The organism is Rhizobium sp. CFBP 13726 (assembly GCF_014841925.1).
Taxonomy (GTDB): domain Bacteria; phylum Pseudomonadota; class Alphaproteobacteria; order Rhizobiales; family Rhizobiaceae; genus Neorhizobium; species Neorhizobium soli.
The window spans coordinates 113,383-134,886 of record NZ_JACYUU010000003.1 but is presented as its reverse complement, the minus strand read 5'-3'; the positions used below and the strand labels follow the sequence as shown (position 1 = coordinate 134,886).

Here is a 21,504-nt window from a genome sequence, read left to right as displayed (position 1 = left end):
AATAGGGTCATTTGGAACAGGTGCGCAGAAGCCACGCAAGCCCGTCAGTTTCTATGATCATTTCTTGGCCGCGGTCGACGACCATGACGAGGGGAAGCCGATACCATATTCCGGCAGCTTTGCAGGATGGGTGATCCGGTTCCAGTAGGCGATCTTTGCTTCGCCGGAGTAGAAGAGTGGAACCACGTAACGTTTTGCCAGCAACACGCGATCCATCGCCTTGACTGCGGCAATCTGGTCGTCCCGGTTCGGCGCGAAGACTATTTTCTTGATCAGGGTATCAACCGCCGGATCGGCGATGCCGGCAAAGTTGCGCGATCCATTGCGATCGACCGACTCCGATCCCCAGTAATCCGCCTGTTCGTTGCCGGGGTTCATCGATTGTCCCCATACGTTCCAGATCATGTCATAATCGAAGCTGCGGGTTCGATTGATATACTGCGAGGAATCAACGGTGCGAAGCCGTGCCTCCACCCCGATCTTTTTCAGACTTGCCACAAAGGGATTGACGGTACGCTCCAGCGAGGCGCTGCCGAGCAGGATCTCGAAACTCATCGGCTGTCCGGTTTTGGCATTGACCATCCGGTTGCCTTTCAACTCCCAGCCCGCCTCTTTGAAAAGGCTGATTGCGTTGCGCAGATTGTCACGAACCTTGTTGGGGTCGCCACCGACCGGATTTGTAAACGGGGTGGTGAAGACCGATGGGGGAACCTGGTCCTTCACTTCGTTCAGGATCTCAAGCTCGCGTCCCTGCGGCAGACCGGACGAAGCAAGTTCGGTTCCCCAGAAGAAACTATCGACACGCTTGAGACCACCAAAGGCGAGGTTCTTGTTCAAATCTTCAAAATCGAGCGCGTAATTCAGTGCCTCACGGACCCTCGCGTCCTTGAACATATCGCGCCGGCCATTCGGCACGAGCGCCTGCATGATGCCGCTTGCCCTGAATGGATTGGCGAGCGCTTCCTTTTTGATGCGCCCGTCCTTCACAGCGTCGAAATCATAGCGGGTGACCCACCGGCTGGAACTGTTTTCCTGCCGGTAATCGATCGTGCCGGCTCGGAAAGCCTCGAACTCGACATCGGCATCGGAGAAATAGGTGTAGCTGACGGTCCTGAAATTATTCTGGCCGAGGTTGATGGGCAGGTCTTTACCCCAGTAGTCGTCGCGCAGTTCGAAGCGGATGGCGGATCCGGGCTGCACCGAAGCGATCTTGTAGGGCCCGGACGCCATCGTGGGCTCAAGCGTCGTGCGGGAAATGTCGCGTTGCTTGCCGGCCGCATCCTTGCCTTCCCACCAATGTTTCGGGAGGATGGGGAAGTCACCGACGATAGATGGCAGCTCGCGATTGTTTTCCTGGTCAAACCGGAAGGTTACTTCGCGGTCGCCGGTCTTCTCGACGCTTGCGACATGGCGATAATAGCCGGAATACATGGCACTCAGCTCCTTGAGCTTCGCCATGCTGAAGATAACGTCCTCCGGCGTGACCGGCTGACCGTCAGCCCATGTCGCTTCCGCTCGCAGCCTGAACGTAGCAGTCGACATGTTCTCCGGATAAGACACCGCTTCGGCCAGGAGACCATAGGTGCTGAAGACCTCGTCCTCGGACCGTTTCATCAGCGTGTCGTAAATCATACCGACACCGGCTGCGGAAGCTCCGCGGTCTATCGCCGGGTTGAGGTTGTCGAACGTCCCCTCATCCGCCAGACGCAGTTCGCCTGCCTTCGGAGCGTTGAGATCCACATAGGGCAGTTGCTTGAAATCTGGGGGCAGAGCAAGATCGCCGATGACGGCGATCCCATGCCGCCATCTGGTGCCTGCATCCTGTGCCGCAACGGATGTGCCAATGACCGCGACGGCTGCCACGGTTACAAAACCCATCTTCCACCAAGCCAAGCCCATGCAACATCCCTTTGTCATTCGTGTTGCAGTGAAGCATAGGGCAAATAACAGCAAAAGACAGGCAGCCGCTGTCACAAGCGATTTATCCGCGAAATCCGGCAGCGGATGCGATCTACATTTCAACAAAATCGCATTCCACGGTAGAAGAAGGACTGATTTGATTTGCGGCGGATGTGCATGAGACCGATTTCTAAGACCATTCTGGGCCTGGCTGCTGCCGCTTTGTTTTGCGGCGCGATTTCCGAACCGACGTTCGCCCAGGAAGAAAAGACTGCAAAACAGCTGTTCGGATCCGTGAAACTGCCCAACCGAGGCGATGCCGAACCGCTCGGCTTTTATGCCAAGGGCTGCCAGTCCGGCGCCGTGGCCCTGCCGACGGACGGGCCGACCTGGCAGGCGATGCGCCTTTCGCGCAATCGCCGCTGGGGCAATCCGGCGATGATCTCCCTGCTGGAACAGTTCTCACGCGATGCGGCCGGTCTCGGCTGGGGTACGGGCATTCTGGTGGGTGACATCTCGATGCCGCGCGGCGGCCCGATGCCAAGCGGCCATGCCTCGCACCAGATCGGGCTCGATGCCGACATCTGGTTCACGCCGAAGCCGCAGCGGCCACTTTCGCCGGCGCAGCGCGAAGACATTCCGTTCACCTCGATGCTCGACAAGAGCAAGTTCCTCACGGTCGACAGCCGCCGCTGGAGTCCCACCCATGCCCGTCTGGTGATGCAGGCTGCCAGCTATCCGCAGGTGCAGCGCGTTTTCGTCAATCCGGCAATCAAGAAGAAGCTGTGCGAGACCTGGACCGGCGACCGGAGCCTGCTTGGCAAGGTGCGGCCGGTTTACGGCCATGACGAACACTTTCATATCCGCATGAACTGCCCGCCGGGCGCTGCCGGCTGCGAACGCCAGGCATCGACGCCTTCCACCGACGACTGCAACAGCAAGGCGCTCGCCTGGTGGTTTACCAAGGAGCCTTGGGCGCCGCCGAAGCCTGCGGATCCGAACAAGAAGCCGGTAAAGCCGCGCCAGGTCATGCTGTCCAACCTTCCCAAGGCCTGCGCTGCGGTTCTTAGCGCCCCCTCCCGCTCCGAGCAGGACGCGACTTTCCAGGGTGGTGGCCAGGGTGGCGGCGGGATGGCCTACTCGCCATCGGTACCGCTTCCTGCCGCGGCCAGCAGTCTGGATACGATGACGGACGGCGAGATGCCCGGCCCGGGCTCCGACGTTCCGCTGCCGAGCCCGCGCCCTTCCCGCTGACCGGGATTCCGTCGGGACCATCTTTTCTTCCCGCCGGAGGCAGGCTAGAAGGCCAGCATCAATCGCCAGCAATCCGATCGACGGCTTTGCAGAGGAATTCCATGTCGACGCTTCCCTGCATTGCGCTTATTGCCCACGACCTGAAGAAGGACGAGATGGCGGAATTTGCGCGCCGGCATCAGGCGGCGCTGTCCCGCTTCCGTATCGTCGCGACCGGCACGACCGGTGGCCGCGTTCTTGAAGCCGCTCCCAATCTCGATGTCACCCGCCTGAAAAGCGGGCCGCTTGGCGGGGACCAGCAGATCGGCGCGATGATCGCCACCGGCGAAGTGGGCATGCTGATCTTCTTCATCGATCCGCTGAGTGCCCTTCCCCATGACGTCGACGTCAAGGCGTTGACCCGGCTTGCGACCGTCTACGATATTCCGATGGCGCTCAACCGCGCCACGGCCGAAAAGCTTGTTGATTTCCAGTAGGAGGAGAGAATTCGCCATGGCTGAAGTGCAACCGCACACATTCGCCTTCCCGATCCTGATCGGCGATATCGGCGGCACCAATGCCCGCTTCTCCATCCTCGTTGATGCAACGAGTGCGCCGGATCAGTTCCCGCATGTGCAGACGGCAGACTATGAAACGATCGACGATGCGATCGCCGATGTCGTCTTGAAGAACTCCGTGCACAAGCCACGCAGCGCGATCCTTGCGGTCGCCGGCCCGATCGATGGTGACGAGATCGACCTCACCAACTGCGAATGGGTCGTGCGTCCGAAGAAGATGATCGGGGAACTCGGCTTCGATACGGTTCTGGTGCTCAACGATTTCGAGGCGCAGGCACTGGCTGTCGCTTCGCTCACTGCAGCCGACCGCCAGCCGATCGGTCCGATCGCCGAAGCGACCGAGGCTTCGCGCGTTGTCTTGGGTCCCGGGACAGGTCTCGGCGTTGCAGGGCTTGTCCATGCCCGTAACACCTGGTTCCCGGTTCCCGGCGAAGGTGGGCATGTGGATATCGGTCCGCGTTCGAAGCGGGATTTCGAGATCTTCCCGCATCTGCGTCGCATCGACGGCCGGGTGTCGGCCGAAGAAATCATTTCCGGCCGCGGTCTTCTCAACATCTACAACGCCGTTTGTGCTGCCGATGGCATTGCCCCGAGCCTGGACGCTCCGCCCGAAGTGACCGAACAGGGACTTTCCGGCGAAAACCCGCAGGCGGCGGAAACGATTGAGCTTTTCGTCCGCTATCTCGGTCGCCTTGCCGGTGACCTCGCGCTCATCTTCATGGCACGCGGCGGCGTCTTCCTCGGTGGCGGCATCTCGCCGCGGATCCTTGATGCATTGAAGAAACCCGAGTTTCGTGAAGAGTTCGAAGACAAGGCGCCGCACAACGAGCTGATGAAGACCATTCCGACCTTCGTCGTCACGCATCCGCAGGCGGCCCTTGCCGGTCTCGCCAGCTTTGCGCGCTCGCCTGCGACCTACGGAATTGCGCTGGAAGGCCGTTGCTGGCAGCGGTAGTTGCGCCGGGCCGACGTGCCCGAATGCAACAGCGCGATGGAATCACCCGCGATTGGCTGGCAAAAGCCTGCCCAAGCGTTTAATAGCGCCTTCGGAAATATACTCCGGCATGACGCCGAAACGGGAACGCCCTATTGAACGCCGCAAAAGACAAGAAGCGCCACGTGGATTCCGTCACCATCGTGAGCGTGCTCAAGCGGGTGATCGCCGAGAATGGCCGGGATCACGTGCGATCCTACGCGTTTGCAATATCCTGCCTTGTCATGGTCGCCCTTTCGACAGCCTTCACGGCGTGGATCATGGAAAAGGTCGTCAACGAGGCGTTCGCAAACAAGCGGGCGGATATCGTCTGGCTGATCTGCGGATCGATCCTTGCCGCCTTCGTGCTGCGCGGCTTTGCCACCTACGGCCAGGCCGTGACGCTGTCGAAGATCGGCAACAATATCGTCGCCCGCTATCAGCGCCGGATCTACTCGCACCTGATGTCGCTGTCGGTCGGCTTCTTTGCCGAAGCCCGATCCGCCCATCTTGCAGCCCAGATCAGCCAGAACATCAACGGCGTTCGTGACGTCCTCAACCTGACGGTCACCTCCACGGCGCGCGATCTCCTGACGCTGGTCGCGCTGATCGGGGTGATGGTGACGAAGGACTGGGTCCTGTCGCTCATCGTCTTTGCCGTCGCACCGCCGCTTCTTTATGCGCTGCGCTATGTTTCCAAGCGCCTTCGCGCCGCCACAAGAGAGGCTGTTGAACAGAACAGCCGCGTGCTTGGCGCCATGCAGGAAACCATCCAGGGCATTGCCGTGGTCAAAGCTTTCACGATGGAAGGCGAACTCGACAGCAAGGTGAGCCGGATCATCAAAGCGGCAGAAGGCCGCGCCAACCGTATCGCCCGTCTGTCGGAGCGCACGTCGCCGCTGACGGAAACCTTTGCCGGCTTTGCGATCTCCAGCGTGCTGGCCTATGCGGCGTTCCGCTCGATCTATGACAACGTGCCGCCCGGCGCTTTCTTTGCCTTCGTCACCGCGCTGCTGATGGCCTATGACCCGGCACGACGGCTGGCCAAGCTTCAGGTGCAGCTCGACCGTGCCGTCGTCAACGCGCAGATGATTTATGCCCTTCTCGATATGCAGCCGGCACAGCGGGAAATGGCCGGTGCCAAGGACCTCGTCGTCGACAAGGCGCGCGTCGAACTGAAGAACGTCGTGTTCTCCTATGGGACCGGCAGCCCGATTCTGCGCGGTGTCGATCTTGTGGCCGAAGGTGGCCAGACGACGGCGCTGGTCGGTCCATCCGGCGCCGGAAAATCGACGATCATCAGCCTCATTCCACGTTTCTACGACCCCGCGGAAGGTGCCATCCTGATCGACGGGCAAAACATTGCCGAGGTCACCAAGTCGTCGCTGCGCCATCAGCTCGCCTATGTCTCGCAGCAGCCCTACCTGTTCGAAGGCACGATCCGCGACAACATCCGCTACGGCCGGCCGGAAGCGACGGATGCAGAAGTGGAAGAGGCAGCAAGACTTGCCTATGCCCACGACTTTATCCTGGCGCAGCCGCTCGGTTATGAAACGCCTGTCGGCGAAAACGGCATGAGCCTCTCCGGCGGCCAGCGGCAGCGGCTTTCGATTGCCCGCGCACTGGTGCGGAATGCGCCGATCCTGCTGCTCGACGAAGCGACGTCTGCGCTCGACAACGAGTCCGAGGCCGCCGTTCAGAAGGCGCTCGATACCGCCATGCGCGGACGCACCGTCATCGTCATCGCGCATCGGCTTTCGACCGTCGTCAAGGCCGACAAGATCATCGTGATGCACGAAGGCCGGGTGATGGAAGAAGGCACGCATGAGGTTCTTGCGCAGCGCAAGGACGGGCTCTACGCTCGCCTCAACAACCTGCAACTGCCCGTCAAAGATTTTTCGTAAACTCTCTAGGAAACCCGTCGCCCATGGCCGCAAACGACATGAAGCTTGTAGTGGTTGGCGCGGCAGGCCGTATGGGCCAGGCCCTGATCCGGATCATCCACGAGACCGACGGCGTCACGCTTCATGCCGCAATCGAACGGGAAGGCTCAGCTTTCGTCGGCAAGGATGCCGGTGATCTTGCCGGAACCGGGCCGCTTGGCGTTACCGTTACCACCGATCCCCTGAAGGCGTTTCTCGACGCCGATGGCGTTCTGGATTTCACGGCACCTGACGCAAGCGTGACGTTTGCCGGGCTCGCCGCACAGGCGCGCATCGTGCATGTGATCGGCACGACCGGCTGCGGACCGGAGCACGAGGAAAAAATCGAGGCTGCCGCCCGGCATGCACGGGTCGTCAAATCCGGGAATATGAGCCTCGGCGTCAACCTGCTCGGCGTTCTGACCAGGGATGCAGCGAAAGCGCTTCCGGCTATCGGTTGGGATATCGAAATCGTCGAGATGCACCACAAGCACAAGGTGGATGCGCCATCCGGCACCGCGTTGCTGCTTGGCGAAGCCGCGGCTACTGGTCGTGGCATCGATCTTGCCACGCAGTCGGTTCGGGTGCGCGACGGCCATACCGGCCCTCGCCCTGCCGGCACGATCGGCTTTGCGACGCTTCGCGGCGGCTCCGTTGTCGGCGATCATTCGGTCATCCTCGCCGGCGAAGGCGAGCTGGTGACGCTGTCGCACAGTGCCCGCGACCGCTCGATCTTTGCCCGCGGCGCGGTTGCTGCGGCCGTCTGGGCGCGCAACGAAAAGCCGGGTTTCTATTCCATGCTCGACGTACTCGGGCTTTCTTGACACTATCGGAGGAATTCAATTCATGAGCGGTACACTCGTCCTCGTTCGCCACGGCCAGAGCGACTGGAACCTGAAGAACCTTTTCACCGGCTGGAAGGATCCGGAGCTTACCCCGCTCGGAATTCAGGAAGCCGAGACCGGCGGCCAGGCGCTTGCCGATACCGGCATCAAGTTCGATATCGCCTTCACCTCCGACCTCAAGCGCGCGCAGGATACGCTGAAGATCGTGCTCGACAAGCTCGGCCAGACCGACCTTGAAACCATCCGCGACCAGGCCCTGAACGAGCGCGACTACGGCGATCTCTCCGGCCTCAACAAGGACGACGCGCGGGCGAAATGGGGCGAGGAACAGGTCCATATCTGGCGCCGGTCCTACGACATCCCGCCACCGGGCGGCGAGAGCCTGCGCGACACCGGTGCCCGCGTATGGCCCTATTTCATGACCGAGATCCTGCCGCGCGTGCTGCGCGGCGAGAAGGTTCTCGTTGCCGCCCACGGCAATTCGCTGCGCTCGCTGGTGATGGTTCTCGACCGTCTCAGCAAGGAAGAGATCCTCAAGCTCAACCTCGCGACCGGCGTGCCGATGGTCTACTTGCTGAACGCGGATTCGACCGTCGCGTCGAAAAAGGTTCTGGGCGACATGTCCGCCGCGCATTAATACGCGCCAAGTCTTCAAGATCGCGCCGGCTCGCATGGACAATGCGGGCCGGCGTTTGCATTTGTCAGTTCTCGATCGTGAACTGCACCATGTCGGCCGGGAAGCGGCTGATTGCATATTGCACGGGCACGCCATCCGGATCTGCGTTCAACGCACGCGTTACCAGCATGATCGCACCCGGCGACAATTCCAGATCCGCAAGATCGCCGCTGTCTGCGTGCACCGCCGTGACTTCGGTCGAGACGCGGAGATAGTCGGTCAGGCCGAGCGCCGCGAAGGCCGCCGTGATGGAGCCGCTGTCGCGATATGCATCTGCGATCCCTGCAAAGCGTTCGGCCGGGAACCAGGCGGTTGCCCGTGAGACCGGACGGCGATCCGCTTTGCGCAAGGTTTCAAGCCGGATCACGGCAGCACCGACAGGTAGCTGCAGTCGCGACGCCAGATCCGATGTCGCCGGTTCCTCGGATGCCGCCAGCAGCAGACCTTCCTTTTCCTTGGCCTGATCGCCGATGCCCTCGCTGAACCGGGTGCGCCTGGAAATCGGGAAATTCAGCCGCTCCTTTCGCTCGATCAGCGTTCCCCGGCCCTGAACAGCCCGCACGATGCCTTCCTGCGCCAGCGCTGCCAGCGCGCTTCTGACCGTATGGCGGTTGACGCCGAATTCCGCCGCCAGCGAAATCTCCGGCGGCACCTTGCCGGTCGCGTCGTAATCGCCGTTCGCGATCGCCGTGCGGATACGGTCGGCTATCTGCCGCCACAACGCGACGCCGCTCTGCCTCTGAACAATCACCAGTCGGTACCCCTGTCACACGCTTGTTATACGCCACCTTTATTGGTACATGTAATTTGTATGGTTGTCTATATAAATAGACATTTAGGAGATGACCGATGGATCTTGCGGGAAATCACAAGGCGCTGGCGGAACCGGAACAGCGGCGCCGCTGCATCGAACTTCTGGCGCAGACTTCGTGCGACGAACTGAAGGCCGCGTGGAACGGGCTATCCGAAAAGCCAACCGTCAAGCCGGTGCGTGGACCGGAAACCGGTCTGGTGATGGTTCGCGGCCGGATCGGTGGCGGCGGTTCGCCCTTCAATCTGGGTGAAGCAACAGTCACCCGCGCAACGATCCTTCTTGCCTCCGGCACGGCGGGCCATGCCCAGGCGCTCGGCACCGACAAGGAGAAGGCGCGGCTGTCTGCGATCTTCCATGCGCTGTGGCAGGAAGCAGAGACCCGCGACTTCGTCGAAACGGCGCTTCTTTCACCGACCGAAAGCCGCATCGCCACTGACGACAGACAGAAAGCCGAAGAGACCTCGGCGACCCGCGTCGACTTCTTCACAATGGTACGGGGAGACGATTGATGGCCGTTCATGCACAAGCCCTCGCCGGTGGGTTCACCGATCCGGTCTTCCAGTCCCAGACTGTCTTCAAAACGCTGATGGACGGAATGGCGCGGCCCGGAACGATCTATGACACCGTTCTTCAGGCCGGCCAGCCGGAACCGCTCGGCAATGCGGCCGGCGCGATTGCTCTGACGCTCTGCGATCACGATACCCCCGTCTGGCTGAGTGCCGGTCTTGCAAAGTCTGCGATGCCGGAATGGATCGGCTTTCATACGGGTGCACCGATCACCCGCGAAAAGGCGCAGAGCAGCTTCGCCTTCATCGAAGCCGGGACAGCGCCCTCTTCCCTCGGCCTGTTTGCCGCCGGCACCCAGGAATACCCTGACCGATCCACGACGCTGATCATCGAGGTCTCAGCTCTTGGCGGCGGCGAAGAACTGAGCCTGACCGGACCGGGGATCCTCGGCACCAGGACGGTCGCAGTCTCGGGACTGCCGGATATGTTCGGGAGGCTCTGGGACGACAACAGGGCGCTCTTTCCCCGCGGAGTCGACGTCATCCTCACCGCCGGAGCGCAGTTCCTGTGCCTGCCGCGCACCACCCGGATTGCCGGCTGAGCCGAAGGAGATCAAACCCCATGTATGTTGCAGTCAAGGGTGGCGAGGCCGCCATTACCAACGCTCACGCATTGCTTGCCGACCGCCGTCGCGGCGACCGGGCGCTTCCCGCACTCACGATCGAGCAGATCGCCGAACAGCTTGGTCTTGCCGTCGATCGGGTGATGGCGGAAGCCTCGCTCTATGATCGGTCGCTAGCCGCACTTGCGGTGCGCCAGTCACGTGGCGACCTGATCGAGGCGATCTTTTTGCTTCGGGCCTACCGCACCACGCTGCCCCGCTTCGGTTCTTCCGTTCCGGTCGATACCGCAGCCATGAAGGTCGAGCGGCGCGTCTCGGCGACCTACAAGGATTTGCCGGGCGGCCAGCTGCTTGGTCCCACCTTCGATTACACCCATCGTCTTCTCGATCCCTCGCTGCTGACAGATGAGGCGATCGCCGATCCTGCACGCAGGGAGCCGTCCGGCGAGGAGATCATGCGCGTTTCCGACATCCTCGCACACGAGGGGCTGATCGAGCCGGATGGCGACCTGCCCGATGACCACGCGGCAGGAGACCTGACCCGCGAGCCGCTGGAATTCCCCATGGGCCGTGATCTCAGGCTTCAGGCTCTGGCCCGCGGCGACGAGGGCTTTCTGCTGGCGCTCGGCTACTCGACGCAGCGGGGCTATGGCCGCAACCATCCATTCGTCGGCGAAATCCGGATCGGCGAGGTGGAGGTGGAAATGGACATGCCGGAACTCGGCTTCCCGGTCTCGCTCGGACGCATTCAGCTGACCGAGTGCCAGATGATCAACCAGTTCAAGGGCTCCTCCATAGCACCGCCTCAGTTTACCCGCGGCTACGGGCTGGTGTTCGGGCAGAGCGAGCGCAAGGCGATGTCGATGTCGCTGGTGGATCGCGCCCTTCGTGCGGAAGAGCTTGGCGAGGACATCACGGCGCCGGCGCAGGACGAGGAATTCGTCATTTCGCATTCCGACAACGTGCAGGCGACGGGCTTCGTCGAACACCTGAAACTGCCCCATTACGTCGACTTCCAGGCGGAGCTTGCCATGGTGCGCAAGATGCGCGCCGAGATTGAGGCCGCTCGCCATGCCGATACCGAGATGAAGGATGCTGCCGAATGAGTGCCGATCTCGCCACCTACAATTTCGCCTATCTGGACGAACAGACGAAGCGGATGATCCGCCGCGCGATCCTGAAAGCGATCGCTATACCCGGCTATCAGGTACCGTTTGCTTCGCGCGAAATGCCGATGCCCTATGGCTGGGGTACCGGCGGCGTGCAGGTGACGGCCGCGATCATCGGTCCGGACGATGTGCTGAAGGTCATCGACCAGGGTGCCGATGACACGACCAATGCGGTCTCCATCCGTGCCTTCTTCCAGAAGGTCGCCAATGTCGCTGTCACCACCCACACGAAGGACGCGACGATCATCCAGACGCGCCACCGCATTCCCGAGCAGAAGCTGACCGAAGGCCAGGTGCTGGTCTATCAGGTGCCGATCCCGGAACCGCTGCGCTTCCTAGAGCCGCGCGAGACCGAGACCCGGAAAATGCATGCGCTCGAAGAATACGGCCTGATGCATGTGAAGCTATACGAGGACATTGCCCATAACGGCCGCATCTCCAAGACCTATGCCTATCCGGTCAAGGTCGACGGTCGCTATGTGATGGACCCCTCGCCGACCCCGAAATTCGACAATCCGAAAATGCACATGTCCGATGCGCTGCAGCTGTTCGGCGCCGGACGTGAAAAGCGGATCTACGCGGTTCCGCCGCATACCGAAGTGGTCAGTCTGGATTTCGAGGACCACCCGTTCGAGATCCAGACATTCGAGCAGGATTGCGCACTCTGCGGCGCACACGGCGTTTATCTCGACGAAGTGGTGCTCGACGACCAGGGCGGACGGATGTTCGTCTGCTCGGACACGGACCATTGCGAAGACCGACGCGAACACGGCCATGTCGGCGAGATGCTCGCCCCCAACAAGGAGGCTGCGGAATGAGCGACAATCCCCTTCTCAAAGTCAGCGGCGTTTCGAAATTCTATGGCAGCCGGATCGGTTGCCAGGATGTCAGTTTCGATCTGTGGCCGGGCGAGGTGCTGGCCATCGTCGGCGAATCCGGTTCGGGCAAAACGACGCTTCTCAACTGCCTGTCGACCCGGCTGATGCCGAGCGCCGGCAGCGTCGAATACCGGATGCGCGACGGCAACTTCCGCGATCTCTATCACATGAGCGAGGCCGAACGGCGGTTCCTGATGCGCACCGACTGGGGGTTCGTGCACCAGAACCCGGCCGACGGTTTGCGCATGACGGTATCGGCAGGCGCCAATGTCGGCGAACGGCTGATGGCGGTCGGTGACCGGCATTACGGCAAGATCCGCGAGACGGCGACCGATTGGCTGGGACGCGTGGAAATTTCCGCAGACCGCATCGACGACCAGCCGCGCGCCTTTTCCGGCGGCATGCGCCAGCGTCTGCAGATCGCCCGCAATCTCGTCACGGGTCCGCGCCTCGTGTTCATGGACGAACCGACCGGCGGTCTCGACGTCTCGGTGCAGGCAAGACTGCTCGACCTTGTGCGCGGGCTTGTCAACGATCTCGGTCTCTCGGCCATCGTTGTCACCCATGACCTTGCCGTCGCCCGGCTTCTTTCGCACCGGATGATGGTGATGAAGGACGGTCATGTGATCGAACAGGGGCTCACCGACCGTGTCCTCGACGACCCGCGCGAGCCCTACACGCAGTTGCTCGTTTCCTCGATTCTCCAGGTATAGGACAGACCGATGGCCACTCCACTCGTCGTCTCGGAAGTCTCCAAAAGCTTCATCATGCACCTGCGCGACGGCATCAAGCTGCCGGTCGTCAACGACGTCAGCTTTTCCGTGGCCGGCAGCGAATGCGTCGTGCTCGGCGGCCCCTCGGGGATCGGCAAGAGCTCCATCCTGAAAATGCTTTACGGCAACTATGCCGTCGATGCAGGCCAGATCCTGGTGAACCACCGCGAGAAGATCGTCGATATCGCGGCAGCCGATCCGCGCACGATCATCGAGGTTCGCCGGCATACGATGGGTTACGTCAGCCAGTTCCTGCGCACCGTGCCGAGAGTCGCTGCCGTCGACGTGGTCGCTGAGCCGCTCGTTGCCCGCGGTATCGACGCGGCGGAAGCCAAGGACAGGGCGGTCGAACTGCTCGCCAGGCTGAACCTTCCGCGCGAACTCTGGTCGCTGCCTCCCGCCACCTTTTCCGGCGGCGAGCAGCAGCGCGTCAACATTGCCCGCGGCTTCATCACCAACCACCGCATTCTACTTCTCGACGAGCCGACCGCATCTCTCGATGCGACCAACCGGCGTGTGGTGATCGAGATGATCGCTGCCAAGAAAGCCGAAGGCGTTGCCATGCTCGGCATCTTCCATGACGAGGAAGTGCGCGAGGCCGTTGCGGACCGTATTCTCGATGTCAGCGCGTTTTCACCACGAAAGGCAGTTGCCGCATGAGTGCCAAGGTCGGTATCAACCCCGTCATCCACGCGACGGCGAGCGTCAGCAATTCGACGATCGGTCGCTATACGGAAATTTCCGAGCGCTGCCGCATCGACGAAGCAGAGATCGGCGACTACTCGTACATCATGCAGGACGGCTCCATCTGGTGCGCGACGATCGGCAAATTCGTCAACATGGCCGCTTCCGTGCGCATCAATGCGACTAACCATCCGACATGGCGCGCCACGCTGCATCACTTCACCTATCGTGCCGCCAACTACTGGGACGACGCGGAAGACGAGACGGACTTCTTCGAGTGGCGACGCGACAACCGGGTGACGATCGGCCATGACGTCTGGATCGGCCACGGTGCCACCTTGCTGCCGGGCGTGACGGTCGGCAACGGCGCGGTGATCGGCGCCGGAGCCGTGGTGTCAAAGGATGTCGCCCCCTACACGATCGTCGGCGGCGTGCCGGCCAAGCTCATCCGGGAGCGGTTCACGAGGGAGGTCGGCGACGGCATGGACCGGCTGGCGTGGTGGGACTGGGATCACCTCAAGCTGCGCACCGCACTCGACGATTTCCGGGCGCTTTCGGCTGAGGACTTTCTTGCCAAATATGCGGCTTAGCAAAGCATTCAAGCCGCGCAAAGATGTAACAAAACCTACATAAAACCGACATTCAGGGTTCATCAACCAAGTCTAATCCGATCCTCACCAGGCAATGGGACGGATTGAAAAACATGAAGTTTGAATTGAGGAATGTCACCCGACGTTTCGGCGATCATATCGCAGTCAACGCCGTCAGCGTGGAGATACCTCAAGGTCAGATGGTCGGCGTCATCGGTCGCTCCGGCGCCGGCAAATCGACCCTCCTGCGCATGATCAACCGCCTGCAGGAGCCGAGCTCCGGTTCCATCCGATTTGGCGATCTCGAGGTTTCCGCTCTCAAGGGCGCCGGCTTGCGCAACTGGCAGCGCGATTGCGCGATGATCTTCCAGCAGTTCAATCTCGTGCCACGTCTCGACGTCATGACCAACGTGATGCTTGGCCGGTTGAACCACCGATCCACCATCATGAGCCTTCTCAACATCTTTACCGACGACGAGCGGATGGCTGCGATCGCCGCTCTCGAGCGTCTCGGTATCGAGCAGACGGCCATGCAGCGCGCCGGCACGCTTTCCGGCGGACAGCAGCAGCGCGTGGCCATCGCCCGCGCCCTGATGCAGGCCCCAAAAATGCTTCTGGCCGATGAGCCGATCGCCTCTCTCGACCCGCTCAACGCCAAGATCGTCATGGACGCGCTGCGCGACATCAACGAGCGCGAGGGCATTACCGTCATCACCAACCTGCACACGCTCGATACGGCCCGCGCCTATTGCGAGCGGATCATCGGGATGGCCGGCGGCCGCGTCGTCTTCGACGGCACGCCGTCGCAGCTGAACGCGCAGGCCGTCAGCGAGATCTACGGATCGGACCGCGACGGTGCCGGCATCGACGAGACGATGACCTCGACCAGCATCAACAATCCCGCGGCCACTGCGGCTGCGGCCAAGCAATCGGCCGGAATAGGCAGCCTGGCAAGCGCCAGGGCCTGAGCCGCATCCAGATCGTCTGCCCACGTTAAGGGCGCGTTGCTTCACGACCCAACTCCGGATGATCCGGAAACAGGAGATCACCATGTTCAGAAAAACTCTGCTTGCTGCCGCGACGCTCAGCCTGCTCGCCGGTTCCGCCCTTGCCCAGGACGTAAAGGTTCTGCGCATCGGTCTCGACGGCTCGGAAAACGAAGCCGACCAGATCCGCAACACCCAGTGTGTTGCCGATGGCCTGAAGGCTGCGACCGGCGTATCCGAAGTGAAGCTGTTCCCGTCGCCGAACTATAACGGCGTTATCCAAGGCCTGCTCGGCGGCACGATCGACATTGCTTCGATGGGTGCGGCTTCCTATGCAGCCATCGCGCTCAAGGACGACAAGGCCGTTGACCCGATCCTGACCTACACGGGTTCGGACGGCTCCAGCGGTTACTACTCGATCATGGTTGCCCGCAAGGACAGCGGCATCAAGACGCTGGCCGACCTGAAGGGCAAGAAGATCGGCTTCGCCGATCCGGATTCGACCTCGGGCTATCTCGTCCCGAACGTCGCGCTGCCGAAGGAAATCGGCATGCCGGTCAAGCAGTATTTCTCCGAAACCGGCTTTGGCGGCGGTCACGAGAACCTGGTTCTCGCCGTGCTCGACAAGAAGTTCGATGCCGGCACGACCTTCGGTTCGGGCGTTGGCAAGTGGGAAGAAGGTTATAGCGGCGGCAACCTGCACCAGATGGTCGCCAAGGGTAACCTCGACATGGACGATATCGTCCAGGTCTGGAAGTCGCCGCTGATCCCGAACGGTCCGCTGATGGTCTCCAACAAGGTTCCGGCCGACATGAAGGCCAAGGTCAAGGCCTTCTTCATGGAACTGCCGAAGAAGAACCTCGCCTGCTTCCAGTCCTTCACCCAGGGCAAAAACAAGGACTACATCGAAGTCAATCCGGCCTTCTACCAGACGATCGTCGACGCCCGTAAGTCAGTTATCGGCGGCTGATCATCCTTCAAAAGACCTGGCGGCGGCATCTGCAGAAGGTGCCGCCGTTCTGCAACGAGAGATACGGGCATGGCGACGAGCAGCAAACAGACGACCGGAAACCTCGGCGGAAATCTCGGCGGCGATACCGCTAGCAGACTAGGACCGGCGGCATCGCTGATGATGCAGCATTACCGGCAGCAGCTGCGAACCCGCCGCGTCTATACCGCTGTTACGATTGGCGTGTTTCTGGTCGTGCTGTTCGCCTCGCTGAAATTCGCCAATGACGCCAATGCGGGCAAGTTCTTCGAACGCCTGCCCTATATGTTCGATTTCATTCGCAGCTTCGTGCCTGACAGCCCGATGGAAATCATCCGGGCGATGTTCGACCTTCCCTCCCCTTACGCCGACGGCTCGCTGAAATACGATTACACGGCCGATCGCCACTATATTACCGACACGTTCTACATCCCGAATTTCTTCTACCAGCTGATCATCACCATCAATATCGCGCTGGTTTCGACGATCATCGGTTCCGCCATCGCTTTTCTGCTTTGCTTCTTCGCGTCCACCAATCTTGTCGGCGCCGGGCCTGTGCGTTTCGTCGTTCGCCGCTTCATGGAAATCCTGCGTGCCTTTCCGGAAATCGTCATTGCCGGGCTTCTGACGGCGATCCTGTCGATCGGGCCGATCGCAGCGATCATCGCGATCACCGTCCACACGATCGGCGCACTCGGAAAGCTGTTCTTCGAGGTGGTCGAGAATTCGGACATGAAGCCGGATGAGGGTTTGCGGGCCGCCGGTGCGTCCTGGGTGGAGCGCGTGCGCTTCGCGATCGTTCCGCAGGTGCTTCCGAATTTCGTCTCCTACACGCTGCTGCGCGCTGAGGTAAACGTGCGCGCCTCGACCATTATCGGTGCGGTCGGTGGCGGCGGTATCGGAGAGGTGTTTCGCCTGGCGATCGGTCGCGATCACGCAGCCAAGACCTATGCGATCATCATTCTGCTGCTCTTCAGCGTCATTGCCATCGACCAGTTCTCGTCCTGGCTTCGCCGCCGGCTGATCGGTCAGCAGTCCTTCGAACTTGGCAGGGGAGCAGCCTGATGCCATCGGTACCTGCAATCAACGCATCTGACAGAGAGCGCCTGCGCGAAACCTATCCGCAGGTGTTTCAGCGGTCCTTCCTGCAGCGCTACGGACTGGTGATCGGCTCCGGACTGATCCTCGCCTATCTGGTTGCCTGCTTTTTGGCCTTCAATGTCGGTCCCGCCTTCAGGAACGGCCAGTGGGACCGAGCATCGCTCTATCTCCAGGACTGGTATTCCTGGCGCGCCCAGCCGCGCCTGCGGTTCCAGGACGACGGCACCGTCAAGCCGCAGTGGTCGAGCCGTGGACAGTATGCCGAAGGTTCCGACATCTCTTGGCTGAAGCCAACCGAAGGCGGTGGCTACCGCGTGACCTATGGCAGTGAGGCAGACCGTCTGGATGTGACGCCGGGCCGGGTCGATGTCTATCTGAACGGCACGGTCTATCCGGTCACCATCGACAGCAACGCAGCGACGGCGCCAGCCGATGCGCCTTCGGCACTCCGCCAAGACGGAGCCAAGGTGCTGGTCGATTACGGCTTTGAGGGTCAGGCGGAAATCCGCCCGGCACAAGTCTATGTGCAGCGTCGCTTCCTTGGTTGGGCAAACTTCCTGTTCGACACCAAGTCGGCATTCTGGGGCAAGAGCTGGGGCGAGCTTGCACACCTTGCAACGATCGGCGAGCGGCTGGATCCGGAACGCTCGAACATCGGCCACATGCGCGACGACTTCCTTGGCAATAATGTCTGGCAGCATGCGGACATTCTGTCGAAACTGCTTCAGACGCTGGTCATGGCCTTTGTCGGCACGCTGCTCGGGACGCTGTTCGCCTTCCCGCTCGCCTTCATCGCGGCGCGCAACATTACCCGCAACCGGGCCGCCAACTGGGGCATGAAGCGCTTGTTCGACTTCCTGCGCTCCGTCGACATGCTGATCTGGGCGCTGTTCTTCACCCGCTCCTTCGGCCCCGGACCGATCCCCGGTATCGCGGCGATCTTCTTCACGGATGCGGGTGCGCTCGGCAAGGTCTATTCGGAAGCCGTCGAGAATGTCGACGACAAGCAGCGCGAGGGTGTTAAATCGGTCGGCGCGCCCTCCGTCATCGTCAACCGCTTCGGCGTCGTGCCGCAGGTGCTGCCGGTGTTCATCTCGCAGTCGCTGTATTTCTGGGAATCGAACACCCGTTCGGCGACTGTTATCGGCGCCGTCGGTGCGGGCGGCATCGGCCTCAAGCTGCTCGAAGCGATGGGCACCAATGCGGACTGGGACAAGGTTGCCTACATGGTTCTGCTCATCCTGATGGTGGTCTTCCTGTTCGACAATGTGTCCAACGCGATCCGCTCCCGTCTGATCGGTGGCCCGACACATTAAAAGGTTGCCGCATCATCATTCTGTCATGGAAATCTTTTAGCCGAAGGCTGTCTCGAGGCGCGACAGATGGTTAGTCTCGGACATCGCCCCTTTTCCTGATTCCGGAACCATGCCTTGCGATATGCTCTCTACTTTTCGCCCGCAGCGGATCATCCGCTGACGAAGACCGCCTCCCGTTGGCTCGGCCGCGATGCCTTCAGCGGTGAGCGCTTCGAGACGGCGGTCGTGGAAGGCATTTCCACTGAGGACGTGCACGCGCTGACGGCCGATCCGCGGCGCTACGCCTTTCATGCGACGCTGAAGGCGCCGTTCGAGCTTGCCGAAGGACGCAGCGAGGCCGAACTGCTCAACGGTTTCGAGAGGTTTGCGGCGGCGACACCGGGTTTCGACATTCCGAATGCCGTCATCGGCCAGCTCGGCCGTTTCTTCGCTCTGGTGCCTGACCAGGTCTATCCGGAACTGCAGGCCTTTGCCGCCCGCGTGGTCCAAGATTTCGAGCCGTTCCGCGCGCCGCTTTCGGATGCCGATATTGCCCGGCGCAAACCGGAGAACCTTTCACCCGAACACCGCGGCAACCTGATGACCTGGGGCTACCCCTACGTCATGGACGAGTTCCGCTTTCACATGACGCTGACCGGACAGGTTCCGCCCGAACAGGCGCCGGCGATGCGCAAGGCACTTGAAACCAGATTTGCAGATTTTACCAACGCACCGCTCTCCATCAACGGAATTGCGCTCTTCGTAGAGCCCGAGCGGGGCGCAGATTTTACAGTTCACCGCTGGCTGCCCTTAGCGCCCGCCTCCGACATCAGAAAGACGACCCCATGACCGTCGAGACCGTATTCACAAATGCCCGTATCGTGCTGGAGGACAGCATCGTGACCGGCTCCATCCAGATCCGGGACGGCAAGATCGCAGACATCTCCAGTGGCACGGCACAGGCTGGCGAGGACTTCGAGGGCGATTACCTGATCCCCGGGCTTGTCGAACTCCATACCGACCATCTGGAACAGCACTATTCGCCACGTCCGGGCGTGCGCTGGAACGCAACAGCGGCAATCCAGGCGCATGACGCACAGATCGCTTCTTCTGGCATCACCACCGTATTCGATTGCCTGCGGATGGGCTCGGACGAGGATGGCGGCTTCGAGCAGGGCGAGATGCGGGCAATGGCCGACGCCATCCAGGCCGCCGAGCGCCAGGGCCGCCTGCGGTCCGAACATCTGATCCACCTTCGCTGCGAAGTTTCGGCAGACAATGTGCTTGATCACTTCGCCGATTTTGCCAACGATCCTTATGTCCGGCTCGTTTCGCTGATGGACCACGCTCCTGGCCAGCGCCAGTTCCAGACAATGGACCAGTACATCTTCTACTATCAGAAGAAGCGCGGGCTTTCCGACGAGGCCTTCAAGATCTTCATCGACAAGCGCGTCGAGGAGTCCGAGCGCAATTCGACGCCGCATCGCATCGCCATCGCAAAGGTCTGCGCCGATAACGGCATTACGGTCGCCAGCCATGACGACGCGACGCTTGCGCATGTGGACGAGGCGATCGGCAACGGTGTGAAGCTCGCCGAATTCCCGACCAGTCTCGATGCCGCCAAAGCCTCGCATCAGGCCGGTATGAGCGTTTTGATGGGCGCCCCCAATATCGTGCGCGGCAAGTCGCATTCCGGCAATATTGCCGCCCGCGATCTCGCTGAGAAAGACGTGCTCGACGTGCTTTCGTCCGACTACGTGCCACTCAGCCTGCTCTACGCGCCGTTCATTCTGGCCGATGACGTCGACAGCATTTCGCTTCCGAAGGCCATTGCCATGGTGAGTGCGACGCCTGCCCGCACCGTCGGGCTCGACGATCGCGGCCGGATCGCCACCGGCCTGCGCGCCGATCTGGTCCGGGTCCATCGTCCGGAGGGTGTGCCGGTGGCGCGCGCCGTCTGGCGCGAAGGTCGGCGGGTCGCCTGATGGACGGCTGCCCGACAGATAGCGACAGTGGCAAAAGCGGCGTGATCGTCGTCGTGGTTGGACCGAGCGGTGCAGGCAAGGACACGCTGATGGCGGAGGCTGCGCGGCATTTTGCGGATCGTGACGACGTGGTGTTTGCCCGCCGCACAATCACCCGGGACCCGGCTTCCGGCGGCGAGGACCACGACGGCGTCTCGGAGGACGAGTTCGCTGCGATGGAAAAAGCCGGACGCTTTGCCGTGTCCTGGAATGCGCATGGGCTATCCTATGGCATTCCCAAGGATACGCTCGATGCTGTCGAAGATGGCCGTCTGGTCATCGCCAATGGCTCCCGTTCGGCGCTTGCACACTTCCAATCAGCGTATCCGGCCATGCTGGTCATCAACGTCATTGCCTCGCGCGACGTGCTGGCCGCGCGGCTCGAAGCGCGGGGACGGGAGTGCCGCGAGGACATCCTGCGGCGTCTCGAGCGCGGCTCCCTCACTGTCGATGGCGACTATTCGGTCGTAACGATCGACAACAGCGGGTCCCTGAGCGAAGCCGCCCAGACACTGATCGACACGCTGGAACGACGTCTTTTCCGGCGCGTGTGATTTTGCGACTATCTTCACGACGGGCACTTTACAGTCCCGATTCTGCCTCTATGTGGACTTTCTAACATAAGAGGCGCAGCATGGACCAAACGCGAAGGCTTGATGACTTAGACGACGGGGAGGCTGCGGGAACTGCAAGGCTCAATCTGGAAGCCCGGATGACCGTGCTCGAGATCGTGTCCATCACCTCGCTCGCCATGGCGTTGGATACCTCCGAAAACGCGAATGTTGATCATGCCAAGGGCATTGCCAGCCTGATCCTCGACACCGTCCACCACCGCTGTCGTGAACTGGGCATGACGGATGAAGGCAGCCAGTCGGCGCACCGATACGCCGACGAGCTGCTATCGACAGCTCTTCTGTCCCTTTACCCCAACGGCTGATCAAGCCAGA

The 21,504-nt window shown here is 61.5% G+C and carries 23 protein-coding genes; 21 read left to right on the top strand and 2 right to left on the bottom strand.

What is annotated here, in order from left to right:
• Positions 1-57: 57 nt before the first annotated feature.
• Complete coding sequence (locus tag IFT66_RS14615; protein WP_192078062.1) at positions 58-1,899, bottom strand: extracellular solute-binding protein; 1,842 nt, start codon at positions 1,897-1,899, stop codon at positions 58-60.
• 177 nt (positions 1,900-2,076) lie between these two features.
• On the opposite strand from IFT66_RS14615, the gene mepA reads away from it, so the two are divergent.
• The 6 genes from mepA (at position 2,077) to IFT66_RS14585 (ending at position 8,087) form a co-directional block, all read left to right on the top strand.
• Positions 2,077-3,153, top strand: coding sequence for a penicillin-insensitive murein endopeptidase (gene mepA, locus IFT66_RS14610; RefSeq protein ID WP_192078061.1), 1,077 nt, complete (start codon positions 2,077-2,079; stop codon positions 3,151-3,153).
• Between the two features lie 101 nt (positions 3,154-3,254).
• Positions 3,255-3,629 carry a methylglyoxal synthase gene (locus IFT66_RS14605; protein ID WP_092663925.1) on the top strand — a complete coding sequence of 125 codons (375 nt, stop codon included), beginning with the start codon at positions 3,255-3,257 and terminating at the stop codon, positions 3,627-3,629.
• Between the two features lie 16 nt (positions 3,630-3,645).
• A complete protein-coding gene (locus IFT66_RS14600) occupies positions 3,646-4,665 on the top strand; it encodes a glucokinase (protein WP_192078060.1) in 1,020 nt (339 codons plus the stop codon).
• A gap of 134 nt (positions 4,666-4,799) precedes the next feature.
• Positions 4,800-6,587, top strand: a complete 1,788-nt coding sequence (locus IFT66_RS14595; protein WP_092663929.1) for an ABC transporter ATP-binding protein — start codon at positions 4,800-4,802, stop codon at positions 6,585-6,587.
• A 23-nt stretch (positions 6,588-6,610) separates the two neighbouring features.
• Complete coding sequence (dapB, locus tag IFT66_RS14590; RefSeq protein WP_192078059.1) at positions 6,611-7,429, top strand: 4-hydroxy-tetrahydrodipicolinate reductase; 819 nt, start codon at positions 6,611-6,613, stop codon at positions 7,427-7,429.
• Positions 7,430-7,451: 22 nt separating this feature from the next.
• Positions 7,452-8,087 carry a 2,3-bisphosphoglycerate-dependent phosphoglycerate mutase gene (locus IFT66_RS14585; RefSeq protein WP_192078058.1) on the top strand — a complete coding sequence of 212 codons (636 nt, stop codon included), beginning with the start codon at positions 7,452-7,454 and terminating at the stop codon, positions 8,085-8,087.
• A gap of 64 nt (positions 8,088-8,151) precedes the next feature.
• On the opposite strand, the gene phnF is transcribed toward IFT66_RS14585, so the two are convergent.
• Positions 8,152-8,877, bottom strand: a complete 726-nt coding sequence (phnF, locus tag IFT66_RS14580) for a phosphonate metabolism transcriptional regulator PhnF (RefSeq protein WP_446737908.1) — start codon at positions 8,875-8,877, stop codon at positions 8,152-8,154.
• Between the two features lie 98 nt (positions 8,878-8,975).
• On the opposite strand from phnF, the gene phnG reads away from it, so the two are divergent.
• The 15 genes from phnG (at position 8,976) to IFT66_RS14505 (ending at position 21,494) form a co-directional block, all read left to right on the top strand.
• A complete protein-coding gene (gene phnG / locus IFT66_RS14575) occupies positions 8,976-9,449 on the top strand; it encodes a phosphonate C-P lyase system protein PhnG (RefSeq protein WP_192078057.1) in 474 nt (157 codons plus the stop codon).
• Complete coding sequence (gene phnH / locus IFT66_RS14570) at positions 9,449-10,048, top strand: phosphonate C-P lyase system protein PhnH (RefSeq protein ID WP_192078056.1); 600 nt, start codon at positions 9,449-9,451, stop codon at positions 10,046-10,048. Before phnG ends, phnH begins: the two co-directional genes overlap by 1 nt.
• A gap of 20 nt (positions 10,049-10,068) precedes the next feature.
• Positions 10,069-11,175, top strand: a complete 1,107-nt coding sequence (locus IFT66_RS14565) for a carbon-phosphorus lyase complex subunit PhnI (RefSeq protein ID WP_192078055.1) — start codon at positions 10,069-10,071, stop codon at positions 11,173-11,175.
• The gene (locus tag IFT66_RS14560; RefSeq protein ID WP_113109309.1) at positions 11,172-12,056 is read left to right on the top strand and encodes an alpha-D-ribose 1-methylphosphonate 5-phosphate C-P-lyase PhnJ; all 885 of its coding nucleotides are present in this window, start codon (positions 11,172-11,174) and stop codon (positions 12,054-12,056) included. Before IFT66_RS14565 ends, IFT66_RS14560 begins: the two co-directional genes overlap by 4 nt.
• Positions 12,053-12,829 (top strand): phosphonate C-P lyase system protein PhnK, encoded by a 777-nt coding sequence (phnK, locus tag IFT66_RS14555; protein ID WP_062578633.1) that lies wholly within the window; start codon positions 12,053-12,055, stop codon positions 12,827-12,829. The genes IFT66_RS14560 and phnK overlap by 4 nt, the downstream gene beginning before the upstream one ends.
• Before the next feature lie 9 nt (positions 12,830-12,838).
• The gene (gene phnL, locus IFT66_RS14550; RefSeq protein ID WP_062578631.1) at positions 12,839-13,549 is read left to right on the top strand and encodes a phosphonate C-P lyase system protein PhnL; all 711 of its coding nucleotides are present in this window, start codon (positions 12,839-12,841) and stop codon (positions 13,547-13,549) included.
• Positions 13,546-14,163 (top strand): DapH/DapD/GlmU-related protein, encoded by a 618-nt coding sequence (locus tag IFT66_RS14545; RefSeq protein WP_192078054.1) that lies wholly within the window; start codon positions 13,546-13,548, stop codon positions 14,161-14,163. Before phnL ends, IFT66_RS14545 begins: the two co-directional genes overlap by 4 nt.
• 113 nt (positions 14,164-14,276) lie before the next feature.
• Complete coding sequence (phnC, locus tag IFT66_RS14540; protein ID WP_192078053.1) at positions 14,277-15,131, top strand: phosphonate ABC transporter ATP-binding protein; 855 nt, start codon at positions 14,277-14,279, stop codon at positions 15,129-15,131.
• Between the two features lie 82 nt (positions 15,132-15,213).
• Positions 15,214-16,119, top strand: a complete 906-nt coding sequence (phnD, locus tag IFT66_RS14535) for a phosphonate ABC transporter substrate-binding protein (protein WP_062578625.1) — start codon at positions 15,214-15,216, stop codon at positions 16,117-16,119.
• Positions 16,120-16,281: 162 nt separating this feature from the next.
• The gene (gene phnE, locus IFT66_RS14530; RefSeq protein WP_192078279.1) at positions 16,282-17,202 is read left to right on the top strand and encodes a phosphonate ABC transporter, permease protein PhnE; all 921 of its coding nucleotides are present in this window, start codon (positions 16,282-16,284) and stop codon (positions 17,200-17,202) included.
• Entirely contained in the window at positions 17,202-18,554 is a 1,353-nt protein-coding gene (phnE, locus tag IFT66_RS14525; protein WP_192078052.1) for a phosphonate ABC transporter, permease protein PhnE, read from the top strand. The genes phnE (IFT66_RS14530) and phnE (IFT66_RS14525) overlap by 1 nt, the downstream gene beginning before the upstream one ends.
• 114 nt (positions 18,555-18,668) lie before the next feature.
• A complete protein-coding gene (locus IFT66_RS14520; RefSeq protein ID WP_192078051.1) occupies positions 18,669-19,382 on the top strand; it encodes a DUF1045 domain-containing protein in 714 nt (237 codons plus the stop codon).
• Positions 19,379-20,518, top strand: a complete 1,140-nt coding sequence (locus IFT66_RS14515; RefSeq protein WP_192078050.1) for an alpha-D-ribose 1-methylphosphonate 5-triphosphate diphosphatase — start codon at positions 19,379-19,381, stop codon at positions 20,516-20,518. Before IFT66_RS14520 ends, IFT66_RS14515 begins: the two co-directional genes overlap by 4 nt.
• Entirely contained in the window at positions 20,518-21,111 is a 594-nt protein-coding gene (gene phnN / locus IFT66_RS14510) for a phosphonate metabolism protein/1,5-bisphosphokinase (PRPP-forming) PhnN (protein ID WP_192078049.1), read from the top strand. Before IFT66_RS14515 ends, phnN begins: the two co-directional genes overlap by 1 nt.
• A gap of 80 nt (positions 21,112-21,191) precedes the next feature.
• Positions 21,192-21,494 (top strand): hypothetical protein, encoded by a 303-nt coding sequence (locus IFT66_RS14505; RefSeq protein WP_192078048.1) that lies wholly within the window; start codon positions 21,192-21,194, stop codon positions 21,492-21,494.
• Positions 21,495-21,504: the final 10 nt, after the last annotated feature.

Bases quoted from the DNA above. Each gene is read 5' to 3' on its own strand.
- IFT66_RS14585 (WP_192078058.1), top strand. From the start codon at position 7,452: ATGAGCGGTACACTCGTCCTCGTTCGCCACGGCCAGAGCGACTGGAAC.
- mepA (WP_192078061.1), top strand. From the start codon at position 2,077: ATGAGACCGATTTCTAAGACCATTCTGGGCCTGGCTGCTGCCGCTTTG.
- IFT66_RS14615 (WP_192078062.1), bottom strand. From the start codon at position 1,899: ATGGGCTTGGCTTGGTGGAAGATGGGTTTTGTAACCGTGGCAGCCGTC.
- IFT66_RS14515 (WP_192078050.1), top strand. From the start codon at position 19,379: ATGACCGTCGAGACCGTATTCACAAATGCCCGTATCGTGCTGGAGGAC.
- IFT66_RS14560 (WP_113109309.1), top strand. From the start codon at position 11,172: ATGAGTGCCGATCTCGCCACCTACAATTTCGCCTATCTGGACGAACAG.
- phnC (WP_192078053.1), top strand. From the start codon at position 14,277: ATGAAGTTTGAATTGAGGAATGTCACCCGACGTTTCGGCGATCATATC.
- phnE (WP_192078279.1), top strand. From the start codon at position 16,282: ATGCAGCATTACCGGCAGCAGCTGCGAACCCGCCGCGTCTATACCGCT.
- phnN (WP_192078049.1), top strand. From the start codon at position 20,518: ATGGACGGCTGCCCGACAGATAGCGACAGTGGCAAAAGCGGCGTGATC.
- phnE (WP_192078052.1), top strand. From the start codon at position 17,202: ATGCCATCGGTACCTGCAATCAACGCATCTGACAGAGAGCGCCTGCGC.
- phnG (WP_192078057.1), top strand. From the start codon at position 8,976: ATGGATCTTGCGGGAAATCACAAGGCGCTGGCGGAACCGGAACAGCGG.
- IFT66_RS14565 (WP_192078055.1), top strand. From the start codon at position 10,069: ATGTATGTTGCAGTCAAGGGTGGCGAGGCCGCCATTACCAACGCTCAC.
- IFT66_RS14545 (WP_192078054.1), top strand. From the start codon at position 13,546: ATGAGTGCCAAGGTCGGTATCAACCCCGTCATCCACGCGACGGCGAGC.
- IFT66_RS14600 (WP_192078060.1), top strand. From the start codon at position 3,646: ATGGCTGAAGTGCAACCGCACACATTCGCCTTCCCGATCCTGATCGGC.
- phnL (WP_062578631.1), top strand. From the start codon at position 12,839: ATGGCCACTCCACTCGTCGTCTCGGAAGTCTCCAAAAGCTTCATCATG.
- phnH (WP_192078056.1), top strand. From the start codon at position 9,449: ATGGCCGTTCATGCACAAGCCCTCGCCGGTGGGTTCACCGATCCGGTC.
- IFT66_RS14605 (WP_092663925.1), top strand. From the start codon at position 3,255: ATGTCGACGCTTCCCTGCATTGCGCTTATTGCCCACGACCTGAAGAAG.
- phnK (WP_062578633.1), top strand. From the start codon at position 12,053: ATGAGCGACAATCCCCTTCTCAAAGTCAGCGGCGTTTCGAAATTCTAT.
- phnD (WP_062578625.1), top strand. From the start codon at position 15,214: ATGTTCAGAAAAACTCTGCTTGCTGCCGCGACGCTCAGCCTGCTCGCC.
- IFT66_RS14505 (WP_192078048.1), top strand. From the start codon at position 21,192: ATGGACCAAACGCGAAGGCTTGATGACTTAGACGACGGGGAGGCTGCG.
- dapB (WP_192078059.1), top strand. From the start codon at position 6,611: ATGGCCGCAAACGACATGAAGCTTGTAGTGGTTGGCGCGGCAGGCCGT.